22 protein-coding genes are annotated in these 22,475 nt (G+C 65.8%); 17 read left to right on the forward strand and 5 right to left on the reverse strand.

The features are described 5' to 3' along the window. Positions 1 to 145 precede the first annotated feature (145 nt). From flhB to ACREXZ_RS01825, 5 genes are all read left to right on the forward strand, one after another. On the forward strand, positions 146 to 1,366 hold the full coding sequence (gene flhB / locus ACREXZ_RS01805) for a flagellar biosynthesis protein FlhB (protein ID WP_431762292.1): 1,221 nt from the start codon (positions 146 to 148) through the stop codon (positions 1,364 to 1,366). Further along, on the forward strand, positions 1,363 to 3,468 hold the full coding sequence (gene flhA / locus ACREXZ_RS01810) for a flagellar biosynthesis protein FlhA (RefSeq protein ID WP_431762293.1): 2,106 nt from the start codon (positions 1,363 to 1,365) through the stop codon (positions 3,466 to 3,468). The genes flhB and flhA overlap by 4 nt, the downstream gene beginning before the upstream one ends. Before the next feature lie 146 nt (positions 3,469 to 3,614). Further along, entirely contained in the window at positions 3,615 to 5,333 is a 1,719-nt protein-coding gene (gene flhF, locus ACREXZ_RS01815; protein WP_431762294.1) for a flagellar biosynthesis protein FlhF, read from the forward strand. After that, positions 5,326 to 6,210, forward strand: a complete 885-nt coding sequence (locus tag ACREXZ_RS01820) for a MinD/ParA family protein (protein WP_431762295.1) — start codon at positions 5,326 to 5,328, stop codon at positions 6,208 to 6,210. Before flhF ends, ACREXZ_RS01820 begins: the two co-directional genes overlap by 8 nt. 27 nt (positions 6,211 to 6,237) lie before the next feature. Next, positions 6,238 to 6,972 (forward strand): RNA polymerase sigma factor FliA, encoded by a 735-nt coding sequence (locus tag ACREXZ_RS01825; protein ID WP_431762296.1) that lies wholly within the window; start codon positions 6,238 to 6,240, stop codon positions 6,970 to 6,972. 21 nt (positions 6,973 to 6,993) lie between these two features. On the opposite strand, the gene ACREXZ_RS01830 is transcribed toward ACREXZ_RS01825, so the two are convergent. From ACREXZ_RS01830 to flgA, 5 genes are all read right to left on the reverse strand, one after another. Next, complete coding sequence (locus tag ACREXZ_RS01830) at positions 6,994 to 7,398, reverse strand: type II toxin-antitoxin system HicB family antitoxin (protein WP_431762297.1); 405 nt, start codon at positions 7,396 to 7,398, stop codon at positions 6,994 to 6,996. Beyond that, on the reverse strand, positions 7,395 to 7,577 hold the full coding sequence (locus tag ACREXZ_RS01835) for a type II toxin-antitoxin system HicA family toxin (RefSeq protein ID WP_431762298.1): 183 nt from the start codon (positions 7,575 to 7,577) through the stop codon (positions 7,395 to 7,397). The genes ACREXZ_RS01830 and ACREXZ_RS01835 overlap by 4 nt, the downstream gene beginning before the upstream one ends. A 258-nt stretch (positions 7,578 to 7,835) precedes the next feature. Further along, positions 7,836 to 8,276 carry a flagella synthesis protein FlgN gene (locus ACREXZ_RS01840; protein ID WP_431762299.1) on the reverse strand — a complete coding sequence of 147 codons (441 nt, stop codon included), beginning with the start codon at positions 8,274 to 8,276 and terminating at the stop codon, positions 7,836 to 7,838. Between the two features lie 103 nt (positions 8,277 to 8,379). Then, positions 8,380 to 8,721 (reverse strand): flagellar biosynthesis anti-sigma factor FlgM, encoded by a 342-nt coding sequence (gene flgM, locus ACREXZ_RS01845; RefSeq protein WP_431762300.1) that lies wholly within the window; start codon positions 8,719 to 8,721, stop codon positions 8,380 to 8,382. A gap of 108 nt (positions 8,722 to 8,829) precedes the next feature. Continuing rightward, positions 8,830 to 10,116, reverse strand: coding sequence for a flagellar basal body P-ring formation chaperone FlgA (gene flgA, locus ACREXZ_RS01850; RefSeq protein WP_431762301.1), 1,287 nt, complete (start codon positions 10,114 to 10,116; stop codon positions 8,830 to 8,832). Positions 10,117 to 10,400: 284 nt separating this feature from the next. Here flgA and flgB point away from each other — a divergent pair, with 284 nt between their 5' ends. The 12 genes from flgB to flgL all read left to right on the forward strand — a co-directional run bounded on the left by flgB (position 10,401) and on the right by flgL (position 22,452). Then, on the forward strand, positions 10,401 to 10,892 hold the full coding sequence (gene flgB / locus ACREXZ_RS01855) for a flagellar basal body rod protein FlgB (RefSeq protein WP_431762302.1): 492 nt from the start codon (positions 10,401 to 10,403) through the stop codon (positions 10,890 to 10,892). Between the two features lie 70 nt (positions 10,893 to 10,962). After that, positions 10,963 to 11,388: a flagellar basal body rod protein FlgC gene (gene flgC / locus ACREXZ_RS01860; protein ID WP_431762303.1), complete on the forward strand. Its 426-nt coding sequence runs from the start codon at positions 10,963 to 10,965 to the stop codon at positions 11,386 to 11,388. 10 nt (positions 11,389 to 11,398) lie between these two features. Continuing rightward, positions 11,399 to 12,112, forward strand: coding sequence for a flagellar hook assembly protein FlgD (locus ACREXZ_RS01865; RefSeq protein WP_431762304.1), 714 nt, complete (start codon positions 11,399 to 11,401; stop codon positions 12,110 to 12,112). A gap of 43 nt (positions 12,113 to 12,155) precedes the next feature. Then, positions 12,156 to 13,394: a flagellar hook protein FlgE gene (gene flgE, locus ACREXZ_RS01870; RefSeq protein ID WP_431762305.1), complete on the forward strand. Its 1,239-nt coding sequence runs from the start codon at positions 12,156 to 12,158 to the stop codon at positions 13,392 to 13,394. A gap of 23 nt (positions 13,395 to 13,417) precedes the next feature. Continuing rightward, positions 13,418 to 14,170: a flagellar basal-body rod protein FlgF gene (gene flgF / locus ACREXZ_RS01875; protein ID WP_431762306.1), complete on the forward strand. Its 753-nt coding sequence runs from the start codon at positions 13,418 to 13,420 to the stop codon at positions 14,168 to 14,170. A gap of 82 nt (positions 14,171 to 14,252) precedes the next feature. Then, positions 14,253 to 15,041, forward strand: a complete 789-nt coding sequence (flgG, locus tag ACREXZ_RS01880) for a flagellar basal-body rod protein FlgG (protein ID WP_431762307.1) — start codon at positions 14,253 to 14,255, stop codon at positions 15,039 to 15,041. A gap of 31 nt (positions 15,042 to 15,072) precedes the next feature. After that, the gene (flgH, locus tag ACREXZ_RS01885) at positions 15,073 to 15,816 is read left to right on the forward strand and encodes a flagellar basal body L-ring protein FlgH (RefSeq protein WP_431762473.1); all 744 of its coding nucleotides are present in this window, start codon (positions 15,073 to 15,075) and stop codon (positions 15,814 to 15,816) included. A gap of 2 nt (positions 15,817 to 15,818) precedes the next feature. Then, a complete protein-coding gene (locus ACREXZ_RS01890; RefSeq protein ID WP_431762308.1) occupies positions 15,819 to 17,003 on the forward strand; it encodes a flagellar basal body P-ring protein FlgI in 1,185 nt (394 codons plus the stop codon). 11 nt (positions 17,004 to 17,014) lie between these two features. Further along, on the forward strand, positions 17,015 to 17,944 hold the full coding sequence (gene flgJ / locus ACREXZ_RS01895; protein ID WP_431762309.1) for a flagellar assembly peptidoglycan hydrolase FlgJ: 930 nt from the start codon (positions 17,015 to 17,017) through the stop codon (positions 17,942 to 17,944). A gap of 378 nt (positions 17,945 to 18,322) precedes the next feature. Then, a complete protein-coding gene (locus ACREXZ_RS01900; protein WP_431762310.1) occupies positions 18,323 to 19,099 on the forward strand; it encodes a flagellar brake protein in 777 nt (258 codons plus the stop codon). Between the two features lie 117 nt (positions 19,100 to 19,216). Beyond that, entirely contained in the window at positions 19,217 to 21,220 is a 2,004-nt protein-coding gene (gene flgK, locus ACREXZ_RS01905; RefSeq protein ID WP_431762311.1) for a flagellar hook-associated protein FlgK, read from the forward strand. 11 nt (positions 21,221 to 21,231) lie between these two features. Further along, a complete protein-coding gene (flgL, locus tag ACREXZ_RS01910; RefSeq protein ID WP_431762312.1) occupies positions 21,232 to 22,452 on the forward strand; it encodes a flagellar hook-associated protein FlgL in 1,221 nt (406 codons plus the stop codon). Positions 22,453 to 22,475: the final 23 nt, after the last annotated feature.

Consider the following 22,475-nt stretch of genomic DNA (forward strand, 5'->3'; position numbering starts at 1 on the left):
GGCCAAGAGCCGCCCTGCCTCCCACTCCCATCCTCCGAAATACCCCCGTTTCCCCATCCTTATCCGTCGATGGGGGCTCGACGTCTGCAGGAATAATCGCTGTCACTGGAAAACGGCATCGTGCCGTCTTTGTGTGGAGAGCCTGGTGGCAGAGGACAGCGACCTCGAGAAAACCGAAGCAGCCACTCCCCGGCGTGTCCAGAAGGCACGCGAGGAAGGGCAGGTCGCGCGTTCGCGGGAGCTCGCGTCGTTTGCGCTGCTGTCAGCGGGTTTTTTCGGCACGTGGGCGCTCGCGGGTCCGATTAGCTCGCATCTGGGCGGGATGCTGCGCAGCGCATTCATGTTCGACCATGCCGCCGCATTCGATTCCCGTCAGATGCTGACCGGCGCCGCGACCGCGGGCCGCGAAGGGCTATACGCGATGCTGCCGGTGCTGGGACTACTCGGCGCCGCGGCGCTGCTCGCGCCGATGGCACTCGGCGGCTGGCTGCTGTCGACGAAATCGATCGGAGCCAATTTCGGCCGGCTCAATCCGTTGACTGGCCTCGGCCGCATCTTCTCGATCAATGGACCGATCCAGCTCGGCATGTCGCTCGCGAAGACACTGGTGGTCGGCATCGTCGGCGGCGTCGCGATCTGGCATCGCCGCGACGAGGTCCTCGCACTGTCGATGCAGCCGCTCGACACCGCGCTTGCCAGTGCTGGCCATCTGATCGCCGTGTGCTGCGCGATGACGGTCGCGGGCATGTTCGTCGTCGCCGCGCTCGATGTGCCGTACCAGATCTGGCAGTACAACAAGAAATTGCGCATGACCAAGGACGAAGTGAAGCGCGAGCATCGCGAGAACGAAGGCGACCCGCAGGTGAAGGGGCGCATCCGTGCGCAGCAACGCGCGATGGCGCGCCGCCGGATGATGACCCAGGTGCCGAAGGCCGACGTCGTCGTGACCAACCCGACGCACTTCGCGGTCGCGCTGCAGTACACCGACGGCGAGATGCGCGCGCCGAAGGTCGTCGCGAAGGGCGTGAACCTGGTCGCGGCGCGGATCCGCGAAATCGCCGCTGAAAACAACGTGCCGCTGCTCGAAGCGCCGCCGCTCGCGCGTGCGCTGTATCACAACGTGCAGCTGAACCGCGAGATTCCGGGCCCGTTATACGGCGCGGTCGCCGAAGTGCTCGCGTGGGTCTATCAGCTGCGCCGCTTCAGCAAGGAAGGCGGGATCGAACCCACGGCGCCGACCGTGTTCGACGTGCCGCCCGAACTCGACAAGGGCGCCGTCTCCGACCAAGAAGCTGCTGAAGAAGCGTCCGACGTGCTCGACGAAGACAAGGAAGGCAAGCAGGACAAACCGCGAGGTGCCGCATGAGTACGCGCGCCGGCGGTTTCCTGTCGCGGCGGCCCGACGCACTGGCGGGCAACAACCTGCGGGCGCTCGCGGGACCGGTACTGATCTGCATGATCCTCGGCATGATGATCCTGCCGTTGCCGCCGTTCCTGCTCGATCTGCTGTTCACGTTCAACATCGCGCTGTCCGTGATGGTGCTGCTCGTCAGCATGTACACGATGAAGCCGCTCGACTTCGCCGCGTTCCCGAGCGTGCTGCTGTTCTCGACGTTGCTGCGGCTGTCGCTGAACGTCGCGTCGACCCGCGTCGTGCTGCTCGAAGGGCATACGGGTCCGGACGCGGCGGGCCAGGTGATCGAGGCGTTCGGGCACTTCCTCGTCGGCGGCAATTTCGCGGTCGGTATCGTCGTGTTCATCATCCTGATGGTGATCAACTTCATGGTGATCACGAAGGGTGCGGGCCGGATCGCCGAAGTGTCCGCGCGCTTCACGCTCGACGCGATGCCCGGCAAGCAGATGGCGATCGACGCCGACCTGAACGCCGGCCTCGTCAACGAGGACCAGGCCCGCAAGCGGCGCCTCGAGGTCTCGCAGGAAGCCGAGTTTTACGGCTCGATGGACGGCGCAAGCAAGTTCGTGCGCGGCGACGCGATCGCCGGGCTGATCATCATGGTGATCAACATCCTCGGCGGGTTGATCGTCGGGATGGCGCAGCACGGGATGGACTTCGCATCGGCGGGCAAGACCTACACGCTGCTGACGATCGGCGACGGCCTCGTCGCGCAGATTCCGTCGCTCGTGATCTCGACGGCGGCCGGCGTGATCGTGTCGCGTGTCGCGACCAACGAAGACATCGGCACGCAGCTGACCGGCCAGCTGTTCACGAACCCGCGCGTGCTGACCATCACCGGCTGCATTCTCGTGCTGATGGGACTGATTCCCGGCATGCCGCACTTCGCGTTCCTGCTGCTCGGCGGCGGCGCGATCCAGCTCGGCCGCGTGGTGAGACAGCGCGCGATCGACCGCAAGACCGCCTCCACGCTGGTCGACGTCGCGCCGGCCGCGATGTCGCCGATCGAGAACGCCGAGGCCAGCTGGGAAGACGTGACGCTGATCGACACGCTCGGCCTCGAAGTCGGCTACCGGCTGATCCCACTCGTCGACAAGAACTCGGACGGCGAACTGCTCAAGCGGATCAAGAGCATCCGCAAGAAGTTCGCGCAGGAAATCGGTTTCCTGCCGCCGGTGATCCACATCCGCGACAACCTCGAACTGCGCCCGAATGGTTACCGGATCGCGCTGAAAGGCGTCGAGGTCGGTGTCGGCGAGGCGTATCCGGGCCAATGGCTCGCGATCAACCCGGGGCAGGTCACCGCGTCGCTGCCCGGTACGCCGACGCAGGATCCGGCGTTCGGCCTGCCGGCGATCTGGATCGACACGAACCTGCGTGAACAGGCGCAGGTGTACGGCTACACGGTGGTCGATTCGAGCACCGTCGTCGCGACGCACCTGAATCATCTGGTCGTCACGCACGCGTCCGAACTGCTCGGCCGCCACGAAGTGCAGTCGCTGCTCGAACGGATGTCGAAGGACACGCCGTCGCTGGTCGAGGATCTCGTCCCGAAGACGATCTCGCTGACGACGCTGCAGAAGGTGCTGCAAAGCCTGCTCGAAGAAGGCGTGCCGATCCGCGACATGCGCACGATCCTCGAAGCGCTCGCCGAACACGCGCCGAAGATGCCCGATGCGCACGATCTCACTGCGGTAGTCCGGCTCGCGCTGGGCCGCGCGATCACGCAGCAGTGGTTCCCCGGCATCGGCGACATGCAGGTGATGGGCCTCGATTCGAACCTCGAGCGCGTACTGTCGCAGGCGCTCGCGACCGGCGCGAATCCGGGCCTCGAACCGGGCCTCGCGCACACGCTGCTCACCGAAACGCAGAAGGCGATGACGCGCCAGCAGAACCTCGGCCTCGCGCCGGTGCTGCTCGTGCAGCATTCGCTGCGCGCGATGCTCGCGCGCTTCCTGCGCCGCAGCCTGCCGCAACTGAAGGTGCTGTCCTACGCGGAAGTGCCCGACACCCGCAACATCAAGGTCGTCAACCTGATCGGCGGGCAGCACTGAGGCCGGCGGCCGCGCCGCCGCCGATCAGTCGAATTGCCCGCGTTTCTCCTCCCTTATCCATCGATCGTCTCCCGACGCGTTTCGGAATAATGGACTCATAGGGTAACGGTACGTTGCCGCTCCGATCATCTCGCCGGGAGTCCAGCTTGAACATCCGAAAATTCAGCGGTGCCACCACCCGCGACGCGCTGCGTCTCGTGCGCGAAGCGCTGGGTCCGGACGCGGTCGTGCTGTCGAACCGCACCGTCGACGACGGCACGGTTGAAATCGTCGCGCTCGCCGACAGCGAACTCGCGTCGATCGCGCCCGCCGCACCTTCTTTCGGCGATGCACCGATGGCCGCGTCGCGCGCCGCACTGCCTGTGGGCGCGCCTGCCAATCCGTACGCGAGCGGAATGCCCGACGTGTTTTCGTCGGTGTTCGGCGCGAGCCCCGAGGCGGGCACCGAACGCATGTCGAACAGCAGCGCCGACGACATGCTGGCCGCTCCCGCGAAGGAACCCGCCCTGCGCCCAGACGCGAAACTCGCAGCCGCCGCGCCGCGCACGCTGGCCGAATCGAACCCGTGGCTGATCGATCACGCGCGCAAGGTCGCCGTGCAGCAGACCGTGCACACGTCCCGCCATTCGACGATGACACCGGCCACCGCGATGGCGAAAGGTCTCGGCGTGCCGGGCGAACTGCAGAGCCCCGCCGCGGATACCGCCGACGCGCCCGAATGGACCCGCGAAGCCGCGCAATCGGCCGCGCGCCGCGTGGCGCAGCGGGTCGCGCCGACTACGGCTTCAGCTGACACGGCACGTCCTGCGATGCAGGCCGCTTCCCCGCTGCCCGCCGCTTCCACCGCATCGATGGCCGACTCGATCAAGCTGCGCGTCGAGCAGGTCGTCAACGAAACCGTGATGAGCGAACTCGCGTCGATGCGCGGGATGATGGAAGAGCATTTCGCCGGCCTGCTGTGGGCCGACCGCCAGCGTCGCGGCCCGATGGACGCCGCGTTGACGCGGCATCTGTTCGCGGCCGGTTTCTCCGCGCAGCTCGTGCGGATGATGATCGACAACATGCCCGAGGTCGATGGACTCGACGCCGGGATGGAGTGGGTGCGCTCGGTGCTCGCCGCGAATCTGCCGGTGATGGAGGACGAAGACGCGCTGATGGAGCGCGGCGGCGTGTTCGCGCTGATGGGCCCGACCGGCGTCGGCAAGACGACGACCACCGCGAAGCTCGCCGCGCGCTGCGTGATGCGCTTCGGCGCGAGCAAGGTCGCGTTGCTGACGACCGACAGCTACCGGATCGGCGGTCATGAACAACTGCGCATCTTCGGCCGGATTCTTGGCGTGTCGGTGCATGCGGTGAAGGACGGCGCCGATCTGCAGCTCGCGCTCTCCGAACTGCGCAACAAGCACATCGTGCTGATCGACACGATCGGCATGAGCCAGCGCGACCGTCTTGTGTCCGACCAGATCTCGATGCTGTGCCGGGCCGGCCAGCCGGTGCAGCGTCTGCTGCTGCTGAACGCGACCTGCCACGGCGACACGCTGAACGAAGTCGTGCAGGCATACCAGCGCGCGCCGGATCAGAAGCCGCTCGCCGGCTGCATCCTGACCAAGCTCGACGAAGCGACCAACCTGGGCAGCACGCTCGATACGGTGATCCGCTATCGCTTGCCCGTGCACTACGTGTCGACCGGACAGAAAGTGCCGGAGAACCTGTACGTCGCGACGAAGAAATTCCTGATCAAGAGCGCGTTCTGCATTCCGCGCGAAAGTTCGCCGTTCGTGCCGCAGGAAGAGGACATTCCGCCGCTGCTGTCGGCGTTGTCGGCGCGTTCGACCGCCGATCTGCACGAGGTCCATTTTGGATAAGGTCGTTCCCGACCAGGCAGAAGGACTGCGCCGGCTGCTGTCACGCAGCGGCGCGCGCGTGATCGCGGTGACCGGTGGCTCGCCGCGTGCCGGGTGCTCGACGACCGTCGTCAATCTTGCGGCGGCGCTTGCGGGGCAGGGCAAGGACGTGCTCGTGATCGACGAGCAACCGGGCGCGGGTTCGGTCAGCGCGACGCTCGGTGTGGGTGGCAGCGCTGGCGCAGGCGGTGCGGAGAATTTTACGGCGCTCGTGCGCGGCGAGATGTCCTTCGAGCGCGCGGTCGCGCGGCATCCGCTGGGCTTTGCGGTGCTGGCGGCATCGCGCGCGAACCGCGAGCGTTGCACGCCCGCGCAGTTGGCCGCGCTGCTCGCCGGTCCGGCGGACGTCGTGCTGATCGATGCGCAGCTCGATCGCAACGGCGCGCTGTCGGCGCTCGCGATGCATGCGCACGACGTGCTGATTGTCACGCGCGTTGCCGCGCAGGCGATCACCGATGCGTATGCCTGCATGAAGCGTCTGCACTACGAGCACGCGATTGCGCAGTTCCGCGTGCTGGTGAATCACGTGCAGAGCGTCACGGACGCGCGGATCGCATTCGAAAACCTCGCGGGTGTCGCGGGGCGGTACTTGTCGGTTGCGCTGGAGGCGGCGGGTTGCATCGTCGCGGATGCGCGGATCGTGCGGGCGCTGGAGTTGTCGCGCTGTGTCGTCGATGCGTTTCCGTCGACGCCGGCCGCGCGCGGCTACCGGTACCTCGCTGCGGAATTGCAGTACTGGCCGATGCGGCCAGCGATGTCGTCGCGTGCGCCAAGGATGGCGAGCGCGGCCGTAACAGCGGCGCAACACGCCGACCAACCGTCCGCGCAACACGCGTAGCGCAGCGCCGCGGACAAGGGGAGCACGATGTACAACGCTCAGGGAAAGATCTCCCAGGCTGACGTTCTGACGAAGTACGCGCCGCTCGTAAGGCGGCTCGGGCTCCAGCTCGTCGCGAAGATGCCGGCGAGCGTCGACCTCGACGATCTGATCCAGGCCGGCATGATCGGCCTGCTGGATGCGGCGAGCCGATACAAGGAAGACCAGGGCGCGCAGTTCGAGACCTACGCGAGCCAGCGGATTCGCGGCGCGATGCTCGACGAGTTGCGCAGCAACGACTGGCTGCCGCGCAGCCTGCGCCGCACGTCGCGCGAAGTCGAGACGGCCGTGCATCGCGTCGAACAGCGCCTCGGCCGTCCGGCCACCGAAACCGAAGTCGCCGATCATCTGAACATGCCGCTCGACGAATATCAGTCGATGCTGCAGGACCTGCACGGCAGCCAGCTGATCTACTACGAAGACTTCGACCGCTCGGCGGAAGACGAGCCGTTCCTCGACCGTTACTGCGTCGATCATTCGGACCCGTTGTCCGCGCTGCTCGACGACAGCCTGCGCTCGGCGCTGGTCGAGGCGATCGACCGGCTGCCGGAACGCGAGAAGCTGCTGATGTCGCTGTACTACGAACGCGGGATGAACCTGCGCGAGATCGGCGCGGTGATGGAGGTCAGCGAATCGCGCGTGTGCCAGCTGCACAGCCAGGCGGTCGCGCGACTGCGCACGCGGCTGCGCGAGATGGCGTGGGCGAATGCGGAGGCAGGTTGAGGTAGATGATGCTTGCCAGGACTATTCCATTTCGTGTTCGGCCGCGAGCGCGAGGAACGCCGAGCGCGACATGCCGTGCGCTTGCGCATAACGGTCGATGTCGTTGACGAGTACCTCCGGCAACGAAATATTGATACGCACGGCTTTTCTTAGCGCGGCGATATGCCCGACCGTGACGACGGCCCAGATCCATCCACGGTAGTGCGGGTTGCCGAAGTGTTCATCCAGCGGCCGTCGAACGGGCAGCGGCATACCCTCGTCGACCAGCGTGCCCAGATGGTTCTCGATTGCTTCCTTCACATTCGCGTACGCTTCATCGAGCGTATCGCCGGCCGACACGCAACCCGGAATGTCGGGTACCACGACACCGAACGCGTGCTTTGCGTCGCTAGGTTCGATCGCGATCGGAAAGGTCAGATTCTTCATTTGAGGCCAGCCTGTCTGAGGATACTGTTGAGCGTGCCGACAGGAAGATCCTTCTTCGGATGAGGGACCGTGACGAGGCCTGGCCTCACCGGGTGCCTGAAATGATGGTGGCTACCCGAGATTCTCACGATCATCCAGCCGTCGCTTGTGAGCAGCTTGACGACGTCGATACTTTTCACGCGGCACGTCCCTCCATCTTACACACGAGTACACACCTTTTCCAGTGGCTAGGTGGGTAGGCAAAGGCCGCGACCGTAATTCGGGATGGACAGGCAGATGCGCAGCCGACCGCGCTATTTGACGGGATGTGCAGCGCCCGGGCCACTCGGCCGATGGGCCGGTGCCGCGCGATCAGATGCGCAAATGAAAACGGCCCGTCGGTGATCGACGGGCCGCTAACTACAGCTGCACGACAGGCTCAATACTTCGTATCCGCGCTATACCCCGTAGACCGGAATCCGACCATCCGGCCCATAGAAGCCGTTCGTTTGCGGCATGACCTGGAGCACTTCGAGCGCACGACGGTTGTAGTCCATCCGCGTGCGGATCAGCACACCGTTGGTCGTGTTCTGGTTCCACGCGCGCTGCGCGGCCTGCTGCAGCAACGACCATTGCGCGGCGATGCGTGCGTCGGCCGCAGCGGCGAGCGTCATGCCCTGTTTGCCGCCGGGAAAGCCCTTTTCGGCGAGGCGCGCGTCGCGTACCTGTTCGAGTGCCGCGAGCTGCTCGATCAGCTCGGTTTTCTTCTCGACGATCGGTGGCAGCAACTCGAGCGGATGCGCGACCGTCAGCGCCTGTTCCTCGAGCACGAGCACGGAGGCGAAAATTTCGACGCTCGCATGCTCGTCGATGAGGGTGGCTAGCAGGGCGTCTTTCATCGTTGCGACTCGCTAAAACAAACCGGCCCGCGTGAAACACGCGGGCCGGATGGATGAATATCGTCCGGCGGCAAAGCCGCCGGTGCGTCGGACGACGCGGCGCTTAACTGCCGCTCGTCGGCGTTTTGTTCTGCAACAGATCGCGCGCGGTCTGCAGCACGCCATCCGCGATCTTGCTCGAATCGATGGTCAGCGTGCCGTTCTGGATCGCCTGACGGACCGACTCGACGTGCGCCGTATCGATGTCCGCCGATCCCGACGCCGCAAGGCTGCGCAGATGCTCGGACAAACCCGACAGGTTCACGTTCGCGTCGCCGGCCGGCGTCTGCGGGGCCGCCGAAGCAGTGCCCTGCGTGCCCGTGGTCGCAGCGTCGTTCTGTTGAGTGCGCGGCAGACCGTCTTTCAACGTCTGCAGACTGGTGCTGGTGGTGGAATCGACTTTCACGATTGGCTTCCTGAACGATTTGATCGTGATAACGGCATGCACGGATCAAAACTTTAGCGCAACCGGTGCGCGCCGTCTGCAGGCCGCGGTCCGGGCGGGTGCGGCCGTTCACAGCTGGATCTCCACGGTGGAGCCGTCCTTCACGATACCACTGATGATCTGGCCGCCAGCGGTCTTCACCCGCACCTGCTGGCCCGGCCCCGCGTTGTTCATCGCGCTGCCTTCCGCAGAGATCGCGAAACCCTGTCCCTGCGCGACCACCCGCACCGTCTGTCCGATCGACACCGACGTCGCACTGCGCAGCATGTCCTGCCGCAGCGGCAGGCCCGCCGCGACGCGCGTCAGTGCCACCGACCCGACCGCCTGTGACGGATCGGTGACGACGGCCATGGGCAGCACGGTGAGGTCGCCGTCGCGCGCGACGAGGTCGGCGACGCTCAGCACGTCGCCGGGTGCGAGCGCACGTGCAGCCAGATAGTAAGTCGCGTGGATCGACACCTTCGTCTGCAGATAGAGCGTCCATGGACGTTCGCCCGCACAGCGCACACCGACGGTCGTGCGGCCCCACAGCCGCGCGCCGGTCGGCATGAACGGCGACAGCGTCGTGCACGCGGCGAGTCCGCGCGGAAAGACCGGCGCGACGCTGATCTCGACCTTGCCCGGCAGCCCGGCGGCTTGCTGCTGCAGCCACGCGAGCGCGGCGCGGCGAATCGATTCGCCGTCCTGCATCGCGGGCGTCCCGGCAGCAGAAGGGTCGGCAGCTACCGGTTGCGAACCGGACACCGAGGCGGTCTGCACAGGCAGTGCGGCCCGCGGCGGATTCGTTGCGATCGGCGCCGGCCTCATGCCGGGTTGCGTGGCGACCGGCGTGATCACGACCGGTATCACGTCGCGCGGCGCAGCCGGCACGTTCACGCGGATCATGCCGCCCGATTCGCTGAGTATGGGGGGCTCGGCGGCGGCGGGATTGAAGCTCGCGCGGCGGATCGCGGGTGTCACAGGCGTCGCCGGCATCGCAGCCTCGCCGGTGCCGGGGATCACGATTGCGCCGCTCGCGTTCGCGGCCTGAGTGAAGCGGTCGCCGTCGCGCGGCGTCGATGGTCCGATAGCGGCGGACAGTGCCGCGTTCGAAGGCATCGTCGTCTTCGCGTTCGCGGCGCTCGTCACGCGATTCGCCAGCTCCGCGAGTGCGGCCGGATTCTTTTCACCGGGTCCGGGAATCACGATCGGACCGCCGGTGTCCTGCGCGAAGGCGGCGGAGGGCGCGACGAAAAGCAACGGCAACCCAAGCGCCGCGACGGCCCCGAGCGCCGCGATGGCCCCAGGCACCGCAATGCGCAGCAGCCGCGCGGCGTCGCGCGCGCGGGGCCGGACAGCAAGGGCGGACTGGGACATGGGTTCTTTCTCCGTCAACGTCGAAACCAGCAGCAGACAACCAGCAGCAGACAACAGTACGACTTGCATTCTAGAGAGCCGGCCCTCCGGGCAAACGTCGAATAGAGGGCGCCTTCCCCGGTTATTCGTCCGATTGCCGCTTGCGTCCGGCTCATAAGATGCACGTCATGGCAAAAGGCCTCTGCGGTTTGCGTCAGGTGCGGCAGTACGCACCCCGTCGTCTTCGCGGAAGCCTCGGTGCGTTGGGTCGGACCGCCAGGTCGGACCGTTTCCCGGAGATATCGATGCTGGACAAACTCGATGCCGAATTCGCCTTTGGACGCCAGGCGCTCGATGTGCGTGCGTACCGTCAGGAACTGCTGTCGTCGAACATCGCGAACGCCGATACGCCGGGCTACAAGGCCCGTGACGTCGACTTCGCGTCGTCGCTCGCTGGCGCGATGAAGAAGACCGACGGGGCGATGGCGAGTGCGTCGAATACCGCGCCGCTCGCGATGACTCAACCCGCCGGCGTGACCAGCGGCATGTCGATGGTGTCGACGCACGCGGGCCACATGGCCGGTACGTCGCGCCTCGTGCCGACCGGCGGTCCGAGCGACGACTACGGCACGCCGCTGTACCGCAATCCGACGCAGCCCGCGCTCGACGGCAACACGGTCGATCTCGACGCGGAGCGCGTGCAGTTCGCCGACAACTCGCTGCACTTCGAGACGGGGATCACCGTGCTGTCGCAGCAGATCAAGGGAATGCTCACGGTGATCACGTCGGGCTCGTAAGCCGCCGGCCGTGCAAAACCGTACCGCACCCGGAGCAACGCAAGCAAGAGACCACACAGAGAGAACAGCCATGCCATCCCTGATGAACATCTTCAACGTCGCGGGCTCGGCGCTGTCCGCCCAGTCGCAGCGGCTCAACGTTACGGCGTCGAACCTCGCGAACGCGGACAGCACGACCGGACCCGACGGCCAGCCGTACAAGGCGAAGCAGGTCGTGTTCGCGGTCGATCCGCTCGGCGGCGCGCGCACGGCATCCGGCCAGCAGGTCGGCGGCGTGCAGGTGACCGGCGTGATCGACGATCCGTCGCCGATGAAGACCGCGTACGACCCGGGCAACCCGGCCGCGAATGCCGACGGCTACGTGACGTTGCCGAACGTGGATCCGGTGCAGGAGATGGTCAACATGATTTCGGCGTCGCGCTCGTATCAGGCCAACGTCGAGACGCTCAACACCGCGAAACAGCTGATGCTGAAGACGCTCACGATCGGCACCTGAGGAGAAATCCGTGACCACCCAGACCACTATCGGCAGCAACGGCACGACCGTTTCGCAGACGCTGCTCGACACGATGAACGGCGCGAGCAGCAGTTCCAGCTCGAGCAGCACGAGCAGCGCGACGTCGGGCAGCGATCTGCAGAACACCTTCCTGCAGTTGCTTATCGCGCAGATGAAGAACCAGGATCCGACCAACCCGATGGACAGCTCGCAGATGACGTCGCAGCTCGCCCAGATCAACACGGTGACCGGCATCAGCCAGCTGAACACGTCGCTGACGTCGCTCGCGACGCAGCTGTCGGCGAGCCAGCAGCCGCAGGCGTCGCTGCTGATCGGTTCGACCGTGCTCACGTCGGGCAACGCCGTGACGGTCGCGAGCGGCAAGGGCACGCCGTTCGGCCTGCAGTTTGCAAGCGACGCGTCGAACGTGCAGGTGTCGGTGAAGAATTCGGCGGGACAGATCGTCGAAACGATCAACCTCGGCAGCGTGAAGGCCGGCTCGACGCCGTTCTCGTGGACGCCGACCGACGCGTCCGGCAACACGTTGCCCGACGGCAGCTACACGGTTTCGGCGACCGGCACGATCGCCGGCAAGGCCGGCACGGGCACGACACTGTCCGCGTCGACGGTGACGAGCGTCGTCCAGCAGTCGGACGGCACGCCAGGCCTGCTGCTGTCGAATGGCACGACGATCGGCCTCACGCAGGTCAACGCGATTCTCTAACGCTTTCTAGCACTTTTCAGTTACATCGGATACGGAGACCGTCATGGGTTACCAACAAGGTTTGAGTGGGCTGGCAGGGGCATCGAACGATCTGGACGTGATCGGCAACAACATCGCGAACGCGAACACGGTCGGCTTCAAGCAGGGCCAGGCGCAGTTCGCCGACGTCTACGCGAACTCGGTCGCGACCGCGGTGAATACGCAGATCGGCCTGGGCACGCGACTCGCACAGGTGCAGCAGCAGTTCTCGCAAGGCACGATCACGACGACGAACCAGGCGCTCGACGTCGCGATCAACGGCAACGGCTTCTATCAGATGTCGAACAACGGTTCGCTCACGTATTCGCGCAACGGCGTGTTCCAGCTCGACAAGAACGGTTTCATCGTCAGCTCGGACGGTCTGCAGCTGATGGGCTATACGGCGAACGCGGGCGGCATCATCAACACGGCGCAAACCGTGCCGCTGCAGGTCCCGACCGGCAACATCGCGCCGGTCGCGACGAAGACGATCACCGCCCAGTTCAACCTGAACGCTCAGGACACGGTGCCGACCGTTACGCCGCTCGACCCGAACGACAACAAGTCCTACAGCTACACGACGTCGACCCAGGTGTACGACTCGCTCGGTGGCTCGCAGCAGGTCAACATGTACTTCGTGAAGACGGCGACCGGCTCGTGGGACGTCTACGCGGGCACCGCGACCGGCACGCCGGCGAAGGTCGGCACCGCGACGTTCGACACGTCGGGCAACCTCACCAGCACCACCGACGCGGCCGGTGCCGCGACCACGCCGCCGCTGACGTTCAGCTTCTCGATCCCGAACAGCGACGGCTCGGCGACACCGCAGGCCCTGCAGTTCGCGATCAGCGGCACGACGCAGTTCGGCAGCGCCGACGGCGTGAACAAGATGCAGCCCGACGGCTACGCGGCCGGCACGCTGACCAACTTCACGGTCGGCAACGACGGGACCCTCACCGGCAATTATTCGAACGGCCAGACCCAGGCGCTCGGTCAGATCGTGCTCGCGAACTTCGCCAACGAGAACGGCCTCGTGAATCTCGGCGGCAACCAGTACGAAGCGACTGCGGCATCGGGCGTCGCGCAGATCGCGACGCCGGGCAGCACGAACCACGGCTCGCTGCAGGGTGGTGCGGTCGAGAACTCGAACGTCGATCTGACGAGCGAGCTCGTGAACCTGATCACCGCGCAGCGCAACTATCAGGCGAACGCGCAGACGATCAAGACGCAGCAGACCGTCGACAACACGCTGATCAACCTGTAAGCGCCGGACCGACCGAGCACATCATGGACCGCCTGATCTACACCGCGATGACGGGCGCCTCACAGGCGCTCGAACAGCAGGCCGTGGTCGCGAACAATCTCGCGAACACCTCGACGACGGGTTTCCGCGCGCAGCTGGCGACGTTTCGCGCCGTGCCGATGAACTTCGGCGACGGCAGCCAGACCGACACGACCCGCACGTTCGTGCTCGCGTCGACGCCCGGCGCCGATTACACGCCGGGCCCGCTGCAGCGCACCGGCAACCCGCTCGACGTCGCGGTACAGGGCCCGGGCTGGCTGGCCGTGCAGACGGCGGATGGCAACGAGGCGTACACGCGCGCGGGCAACCTGCACGTCGACCAGAACGGCCAGATCGTCAACGCGTCGAACCTGCCGGTGGTCGGCAACAGCGGTCCGCTGTCGGTGCCGCCCGGCGCGGAAGTGACGATCGGCAAGGACGGCACGGTGTCCGCGCTGGTGCCGGGCAACCCGCCGACGGCGATCGCCGTGGTCGATCAACTGAAGCTCGTGAATCCCGATCCGTCGACGTTGCAGCGTGGCGACGACGGCCTGTTTCACACCGTCGACGGCAATCCTGCGGACGCGGACCCGACCGTCGTGCTCGCGCCGGAATCGCTCGAGGGCAGCAACGTGAACCCGGTCGCGGCGATGGTCTCGATGATCACCAACGCGCGGCAGTTCCAGATGCAAACGAAGCTGCTCGAATCCGCCGACCAGAACGATCAGGCCGCGAACCAGCTGCTCAACTTCAGCTAGCTAGCGAACGAAAAAACGGAAGCGCGGCGCGCGAGCTCCGCTCTACCAGACTCACCCAGGCCCAGCCAGGAGAAGACCCACCGTGAACCGCTCACTGTATATCGCCGCCACCGGCATGAATGCGCAGCAGGCGCAGATGGACGTGATCTCGAACAACCTCGCGAACGTGAGCACGAACGGCTTCAAGGGATCGCGTGCCGTGTTCGAGGATCTGCTGTACCAGACCGTCCGTCAGCCGGGCGCGAACTCGACGCAGCAGACCGAACTGCCGTCCGGCATCCAGCTCGGCACCGGGGTGCAGCAGATCGCGACCGAACGTCTTTACACGCAGGGCGCGCTGTCGCAGACCGGCAATTCGAAGGACGTCGCGATCAACGGTCAGGGCTTCTTCCAGGTGCAGATGCCGGACGGCACGCTCGCGTACACGCGCGACGGTTCGTTCCAGACCAACCAGCAGGGACAGCTCGTCACATCGAGCGGCTATCAGGTGATCCCGGCGATCACGATTCCGCAGAACGCGACGGGGCTGACGATCGGCACCGACGGCACGGTGTCGGTGACCCAGGCCAATTCGAGCAACAGCGTGCAGATCGGCGCGCTGCAGCTGGTTACGTTCATCAACCCGGTCGGCCTCGATGCGAAGGGCGAAAACCTGTTCGCGGAGACGTCGTCGTCGGGCACGCCGAACGTCACGCAACCGGGACTGAACGGCGCGGGCACGCTGAGCCAGGGCTACGTCGAGGGATCGAACGTCAACGTCGTGCAGGAACTCGTGAACATGATCCAGACGCAGCGCGCGTACGAAATCAACAGCAAGGCCGTGACCACGTCCGACCAGATGCTGCAGACGCTCAGCCAGATGCCGGTGTGACCGGGCTGAAGCAGTCGGGAATATCAAGGTAATCAAGATGTCGCACTTCATTCGTCCTTCGCCTCGTGCAGCATGCCAGGCAGCCCGTTCCGGGGCTTTGAGCCTCGGAGCGGCTGCGCGGCTCGCCACAGTCGGCCTCGTCGTCGCCGTGCTTGGTGGCTGCGGGCTCGTGCCGAAGCAGCCGATCGTCCAGCAGCCGATGACGGCCGTACCGCCGCTGCCGCCGCACGCGCAGACGGCGGGCTCGATCTACAATCCAGGCTACGCGGGCCGACCGCTCTTCGAAGACCAGCGGCCGCGCAATATCGGCGACATCCTGACCATCGTGATCCAGGAGAACATCAACGCGACGAAGTCGTCGGGCGCGAACACCAACCGCAACGGAGCGACGGACTTCAACGTGCCGACGGCCGGTTTTCTCGGCGGCCTGTTCGGCAAGGCGAACCTCAGCGCGAAGGGCGACAACACGTTCGCGGCGACGGGCGGCGCGAACGCGTCCAACACCTTCAACGGCACGATCACCGTGACGGTGACGAACGTGCTGACGAACGGCAATCTCGTCGTGAGCGGCGAGAAACAGATGCTGATCAACCAGGGCAACGAATTCGTCCGTTTCTCAGGCGTTGTCAATCCGAACACGATTTCCGGGCTGAACTCGGTGTTCTCGACGCAGGTCGCGGACGCGAAGATCGAATACTCGGCGAAGGGCTATATCGACGAGGCGGAGAACATGGGCTGGCTGCAGCGTTTCTTCCTCAACGTGGCGCCGTGGTGATCATGAACTCCGCTCCTCGAATCTCATTCTTCTCATCGACGCGCGTGCTCCAACGTTTGCTCGCGCTCGTCTGCGCGGGCCTCGCGTTCGCCGCGATGCCGGCCGCGCACGCGGAACGCCTGAAGGATCTCGTGTCGATCCAGGGCGTGCGCGACAACCCGCTGATCGGCTATGGCCTCGTCGTCGGCCTCGACGGTACCGGCGACCAGACCACGCAGACGCCGTTCACGACGCAGACCCTCGCGAACATGCTCGCGAACCTTGGCATCTCGATCAACAACCAGTCGGCGGGCGGCAGCAATTCGGGCACGTCGTCGCTGTCGACGATCCAGTTGAAGAACGTCGCCGCGGTGATGGTCACCGGGACGCTGCCGCCGTTCGCACGGCCCGGCGAAGCGATCGACATCACGGTGTCGTCACTCGGCAACGCGAAGAGCCTGCGCGGCGGCACCCTGCTGCTCACGCCGCTGAAGGGCGCGGACGGCCAGGTCTATGCGCTCGGGCAGGGCAACCTCGTGGTCGGCGGCGCAGGTGCAAGTGCGAACGGTAGCCGCGTACAGGTGAACCAGCTCGCGGCAGGTCGTATCGCGGGCGGCGCGATCGTCGAGCGCGCGGTGCAGAGTTCGGTGTCGCAGGCGGGCATGATGCAGCTCGAGCTGAACGACATGGACTACGACACCACGCAGCGCATCGTCGCAGCCGTGAACAACGCATTCGGCAGCGGCACGGCGACCGCGCTCGACGGCCGCACGATCCAGTTGCGCGCGCCGGCCGACAGCGAACAGCAGGTCGCGTTCATGGCCCAGTTGCAGAACCTCGACGTGCGACCCGCGCAGGCCGCCGCGAAGGTGATCCTGAACGCGCGCACCGGCTCGATCGTGATGAACCAGATGGTGACGCTGCAAAGCTGCGCGGTCGCGCACGGCAACCTGTCGGTGATCATCAACACGACGCCGGTGGTGAGCCAGCCCGGCGCGTTCTCGAACGGCCAGACTGTGGTTGCCCGGCAGTCGCAGATCCAGTTGAAGCAGGACAGCGGCGCAGTGAAGTTGCTGTCCGCCGGCGCGAATCTCGCCGAAGTGGTGAAGGCGCTCAACGCACTCGGCGCGACGCCCGCGGATCTGATGTCGATCCTGCAGGCGATGAAGGCAGCGGGCGCGCTGCGTGCCGACCTCGAAATCATCTAAGGAAGACGGCGATGAACAACTCGGATCCTTCCAGTACCGCCAACGACCTGACCCAGCGCTTCGCGCTCGACGTGCAGGGCTTCGATGCGCTGCGCGCGCAGGCCAACGCATCGCCGCAGGCCGGCATGAAGATGGCCGCGCAGCAGTTCGACGCGGTGTTCACGCAGATGATGCTGAAGAGCATGCGCGAAGCGACGCCGTCCGATGGCCCGTTCGATTCGCACGACAGCGCGACCTTCACCTCGATGCTCGACCAGCAGTTGTCGCAGCAGATGTCGTCGAAGGGCATTGGCGTCGCGGACGCGATGCTCAAGCAGTTGATGCGCAACGCCGGCCAGGGCGGCGACGCGAGCGCGGGCAACAACGCCGCGCTGAACGCGCTCTCGAAGGCCTACGGCAACAGCGCCGCGAACGGCGCGCTTGCGTCGGGTAAAGGCTATTCGGCGAACAGCGCGTTGACGCCGGCGCTGCGCGGCGACGGCTCGTCGCAGAAGGTCGATGCATTCGTCGACAGGCTCGCCGCGCCGGCGCAGGCCGCGAGCGCGGCGACTGGCATTCCGGCGCGCTTCATCATCGGCCAGGCCGCGCTCGAATCGGGCTGGGGCAAGAGCGAGATCAAGAAGTCGGACGGTTCGTCGAGCCACAACGTGTTCGGCATCAAGGCGACCAAAGACTGGAACGGCAAGACCGTGTCGACGCTGACGACCGAGTACGTGAACGGCAAACCGCAGCGCGTCGTCGAGAAATTCCGCGCGTACGACTCGTACGAGGAAGCGATGACCGATTACGCCAGCATGCTGAAGGCCAATCCGCGTTACGCGCAGGTGCTCAATTCGTCGCACGACGTCGCCGGTTTTGCGCACGGGATGCAGCGCGCCGGCTACGCGACCGATCCGCACTACGCGAAGAAGCTGATTTCGATTATGCAGAGAATGGCCTGACGGGTTGGCCAGGTTGGCGACGTCGGAACGACGTCGAAGCGGGGTTCGCGATGCAGTCCATACGAGGAAAGCTGAACGAGGCAGGAATGCGACGGGGCCATGTCGCAGTACAAGACGGGACCGCCGGCCGTCCTCGTGACGGTCGGCCTAACCGCATGCATCACACGCGCTGCGCCCGGGTGGCACACCCCGGCCGGCGTAAAAGGGATGAAATATTTAGCGAGGATCCCCTAAACTTTCGCTGCCCGCTGCCGCTATTCAGGAAGACCCGACGACCGGAAGGCTTTGCTGCCATTCCGGCCGAACGCGCGCGGCAGCCTGTCCAGCAATCCAGAGACCCGGCTGCGCGTGCGCACGACTACGCACACCGGCAAGCCCATGGATACTACCCAGTCGACCGGCCAGAACGATACCGTCAGCCCACCGGACATCCCGCTCGAGGAGAGCGACCACGATTTCGGCCGGCGCAATACGCTGGAAATCGGCGTGCAGTTGCGCAACCTCGTGAATCGCGGCGACTTTCTGACGGTGCAGTACAAGGGTGGCCAGCTGGTGACGCGGATTCTCGAGGTCGATGTGCGCAACCGGACGTTCACCTTCGACTGGGGCGCGCTGCCGGAGGCGAACCGCAGCCTGCTGGCCGCGCCGCACTGCCAGTTCCGCGCGTCGCCGGAAGGCGTGCGCATCGAGTTCTCGACGCCGGCGCCGCGCGAGCGACGCTTCGAAGGGCTACCCGCATTCGAAGCCAGTTTTCCGGAGGTGCTGTATCACGTGCAGCGCCGCGAGTATTTCCGCGTCGATGCGCCTGTACTCGATCCGTACACCTGCCGCGGCTGTCTGCCGGACGGCGACGCGTTCCGCTTCGAAGTGCACGACATGTCGCTCGGCGGCGTGGGCGTACGAACGACGGATATGCGCGCAGCCGATCTGCCGCTGGGCGTCACGCTGCCCGACGTCGAGCTGAGCCTCGGTTCGCTCGGTACGCTGTCGCTCGATCTGCAGCTTGTGTCGCATCGCGCAGTCGCACTGCCGAATGGCATGCAGCGCCATCAACTCGGATTGCGCTTTCTCACTCTGCCGGGCAGCGCGGAAAACACGCTGCAACGGCTGATCACGCAGCTGGAAATGAAGCGCCGGTCGCTCGTACGCGCCTAGCGCGACGCCGGCGCGCAAGCCGCGCTGGCCCTCAATTTTCCCGCCGGCGAGCCGATATACAGGAAGTTCACGCAACGCGCCGGGCTGCTTCCGACGCTCGCCATTCCAGGATGACGCATGTCCAGCAACCTCTTTAACATCGGCCTCAGCGGACTCAACGCCGCGCAATGGGGACTGTCGACGACGGGGCAGAACATCAGCAACGCGACGACGCCCGGCTATTCGGTCGAACGTCCCGTGTACGCGGAAGCAAGCGGCCAGTACACCGGCTCCGGCTACCAGCCGGGCGGCGTCACGACGACGACCGTGCAGCGCCAGTACAGCCAGTACCTGACGACCCAGCTGAACAACGCGCAGTCGTCGGGTAGCTCGCTCAATGCGTACTACACGATGATCGCGCAGCTGAACAACCTGGTCGGCAGCCCGACCGCGGGCATCTCGACCGCGATCACGAGTTACTTCACCGGTCTGCAGGGCGTGTCGAACAGTCCCGCCGATCAGGCCGCGCGGCAGACCGCGATCAGCAGCGCACAGACGCTCGCGAACCAGATCAACGCAGCCGGTCAGCAGTACGACCAGTTGCGCGCGAGCGTCAACACGCAGCTGTCCAGCACCGTCACGCAGGTCAACAGCTATACCACGCAGATCGCGCAGCTGAACTCGCAGATCGCGGCTGCAAGCAGCGCGGGCCAGCCGCCGAACCAGTTGCTCGACCAGCGCGATCTCGCGGTGTCGAACCTGTCGCAGCTCGTCGGCGTGCAGGTCGTGCAGAACGGCAACAGCTACAGCCTCTTCATGAGTAACGGCCAGCCGCTCGTTCTCGCGGACAAGAGCTTCAATCTCGGCACGGCGACGTCGCCGGGCGATCCGACCGAACAGGCCGTGACCTATCTCGGCCTCGCTGGCGCGACGCCCGCACCGACGCCGCAGACGCTGTCGGACAGCCAGGTGTCGGGCGGTACGCTCGGCGGCCTGCTCGCGTTCCGCAGCCAGACGCTCGATCCGGCCGCCGCGCAGCTCGGCGCGATCGCGACCAGCTTCGCCGCGCAAGTGAACGCGCAGAACGCACTCGGCCTCGACCTGTCGGGCAATGCTGGCAGCAACCTGTTCACCGTCGGCAGCCCGACCGTCTACGCGAACCAGAGGAACACCGGCGGCGCGACGCTCAGCGCATCGTTCGCGAATGCGGCGCAGCCGACCACGAGCGATTACACGCTCGGGTACGACGGCACGAACTACACGCTGACCGACAACGCGACTGGCTCCGTCGTGGGCACCGCGACGAACCTGACCAACCCGATCGGCGGCCTGCAGTTCTCGCTGACCGGCACGATGGCCGTGGGCGATTCGTTCACCGTGCAGCCGACGCGCGGCGCGCTCGACAACTTCGCGCTCACGACCAGCAACGGCGGCGCGATCGCCGCCGCGTCGCCGGTGCTTGCGAGCAAGGGCAGCGGGAACACCGGTGCGGCGACGATCTCGCAAGGATCGGTCGGCACCGGTTATTCGCTGCCGACCGGCACCACCACGCTCACCTACGACAACACGACGACGCCCGCGCAGTTCACCGGCTTCCCGCCGAACTCGGTGGTGACGATCGCCGGCTCGCCGCCGACCACGATCAACATCAACGCGGCGGGCACGACGCCCGTGCCGTACAACCCGGCCACCGGCGCGACGCTGACGATCAACAGCGCGACGACACCCGCGCCGGCCGGTTCGATGAACGCGGTGACGGTGACGATCACCGGCACGCCGAACAATAGCGACACGTTTGCGATCGGCAGCAACACCGGTGGCGGCAATGACGGCCGCAACGCGCTCCTGCTGTCGAACCTCGTCACCGCGAAGTCGCTGAACGGCGGCTCGAGCACGCTCACCGACGCGTACGCGAACTACGTGAACACGATCGGCAACCAGACCAACCAGGTCCAGACGCAGAACACGGCGCAGACCTCGCTTGTCACGCAGATCACATCCGCGCAGCAGTCCGTGTCGGGCGTCAATACCAACGAAGAAGCGGCGAACCTGCTGCAGTACCAGCAGCTGTATCAGGCCAACAGCAAAGTTATCCAGACCGCGTCGACGCTGTTCCAGACGCTACTCGGCATTTTCCAGTGAGGCGTTGAATCATGCGCATTTCGACGACGCAGTTTTTCAACATGAACGTTCAGCAGATGAACGACCAGCAGAGCACGCTCGCGCAGTTGTACCAGCAGCTATCGAGCGGCATCAGCCTCGGGACGCCGTCGGACAATCCGCTCGGCGCAGCGCAGGCGGTGCAGCTCAGCACGCAGGGCGCGACGCTGTCGCAGTACGCCGACAACCAGAACACCGCGCTGTCGTCGCTGCAGGCCGAGGATTCGACGCTCGGCAGCGTGAGCACCGTGCTGACCAGCATCAATACGCTGATCGTGCGTGCCGGCGACGGCTCGCTCGGCGACGCCGACCGCAGCGCGATCGCGACGCAGCTCGAAGGGCTGCGCAGCCAGTTGATGACGCTCGCCAACTCGACCGATTCGCAGGGCAACTACCTGTTCTCCGGATTCCAGACCACCGCCGCGCCGTACAGCGTGAATGCGGGCGGCTCGGTCGTCTACACCGGCGACAGCGGCGATCGCACCGTGCAGGTCGCGGACACGCGCAACATCTCGACGGCGGACAACGGCGCATCGGTGTTCCAGAGTGTCGCGACCGTCGGCACCAGCGCGATTCCGTCGGGCAGTACGTCGAACATCGGCACCGGGGTGATCGGTTCGGTGAGCACGACGAATGCCGCGAGCCCGACGAACGCGCACTCGTTCTCGATCGCATTTTCGAGCGCGACGACCTACACCGTGACCGATAACTCGACGACGCCGGCGACCGTCAGCGGCCCGCAGGCGTTCGCGTCCGGCTCGGCGATCGCACTCGGCGGCGGCCAGTCGGTGGCGATCACCGGCGCACCGGCCGCGGGCGATTCGTTCACGGTCCAGCCAGCCGCGCAGGCGGGCACCGACGTGTTCGCGACGATCGATCAGCTTGTCGCCGCCTTGCAGACACCGGTGACGAGCCCGACGTCGACCGCCAACCTGAACAACGCGCTGACGACCGGCATGTCGAAGCTCACGAACACGCGCAACAACGTGGTGACCGTGCAGGCGTCGGTCGGCGGCCGCGAACAGGAAATCGCGGCGCTGCAGGCCGTCACGCAGACCAACTCGCTGCAGACGCAAAGCGATCTCGCCAATCTGACCACGGTCAACCTGACGACCATCGTGAGCCAGTACACGATGGAGCAGAACGCGCTGCAGGCGTCGCAGGAAGGGTTTGCGAAGATTCAGAATCTGTCGTTGTTCAACTATCTGAATTGATGACCGGCAAGCTGCCCGTCGCA

The sequence above is a fragment of the Paraburkholderia sp. genome, assembly GCF_050742655.1.
In the GTDB taxonomy this organism is placed as follows: domain Bacteria; phylum Pseudomonadota; class Gammaproteobacteria; order Burkholderiales; family Burkholderiaceae; genus Paraburkholderia.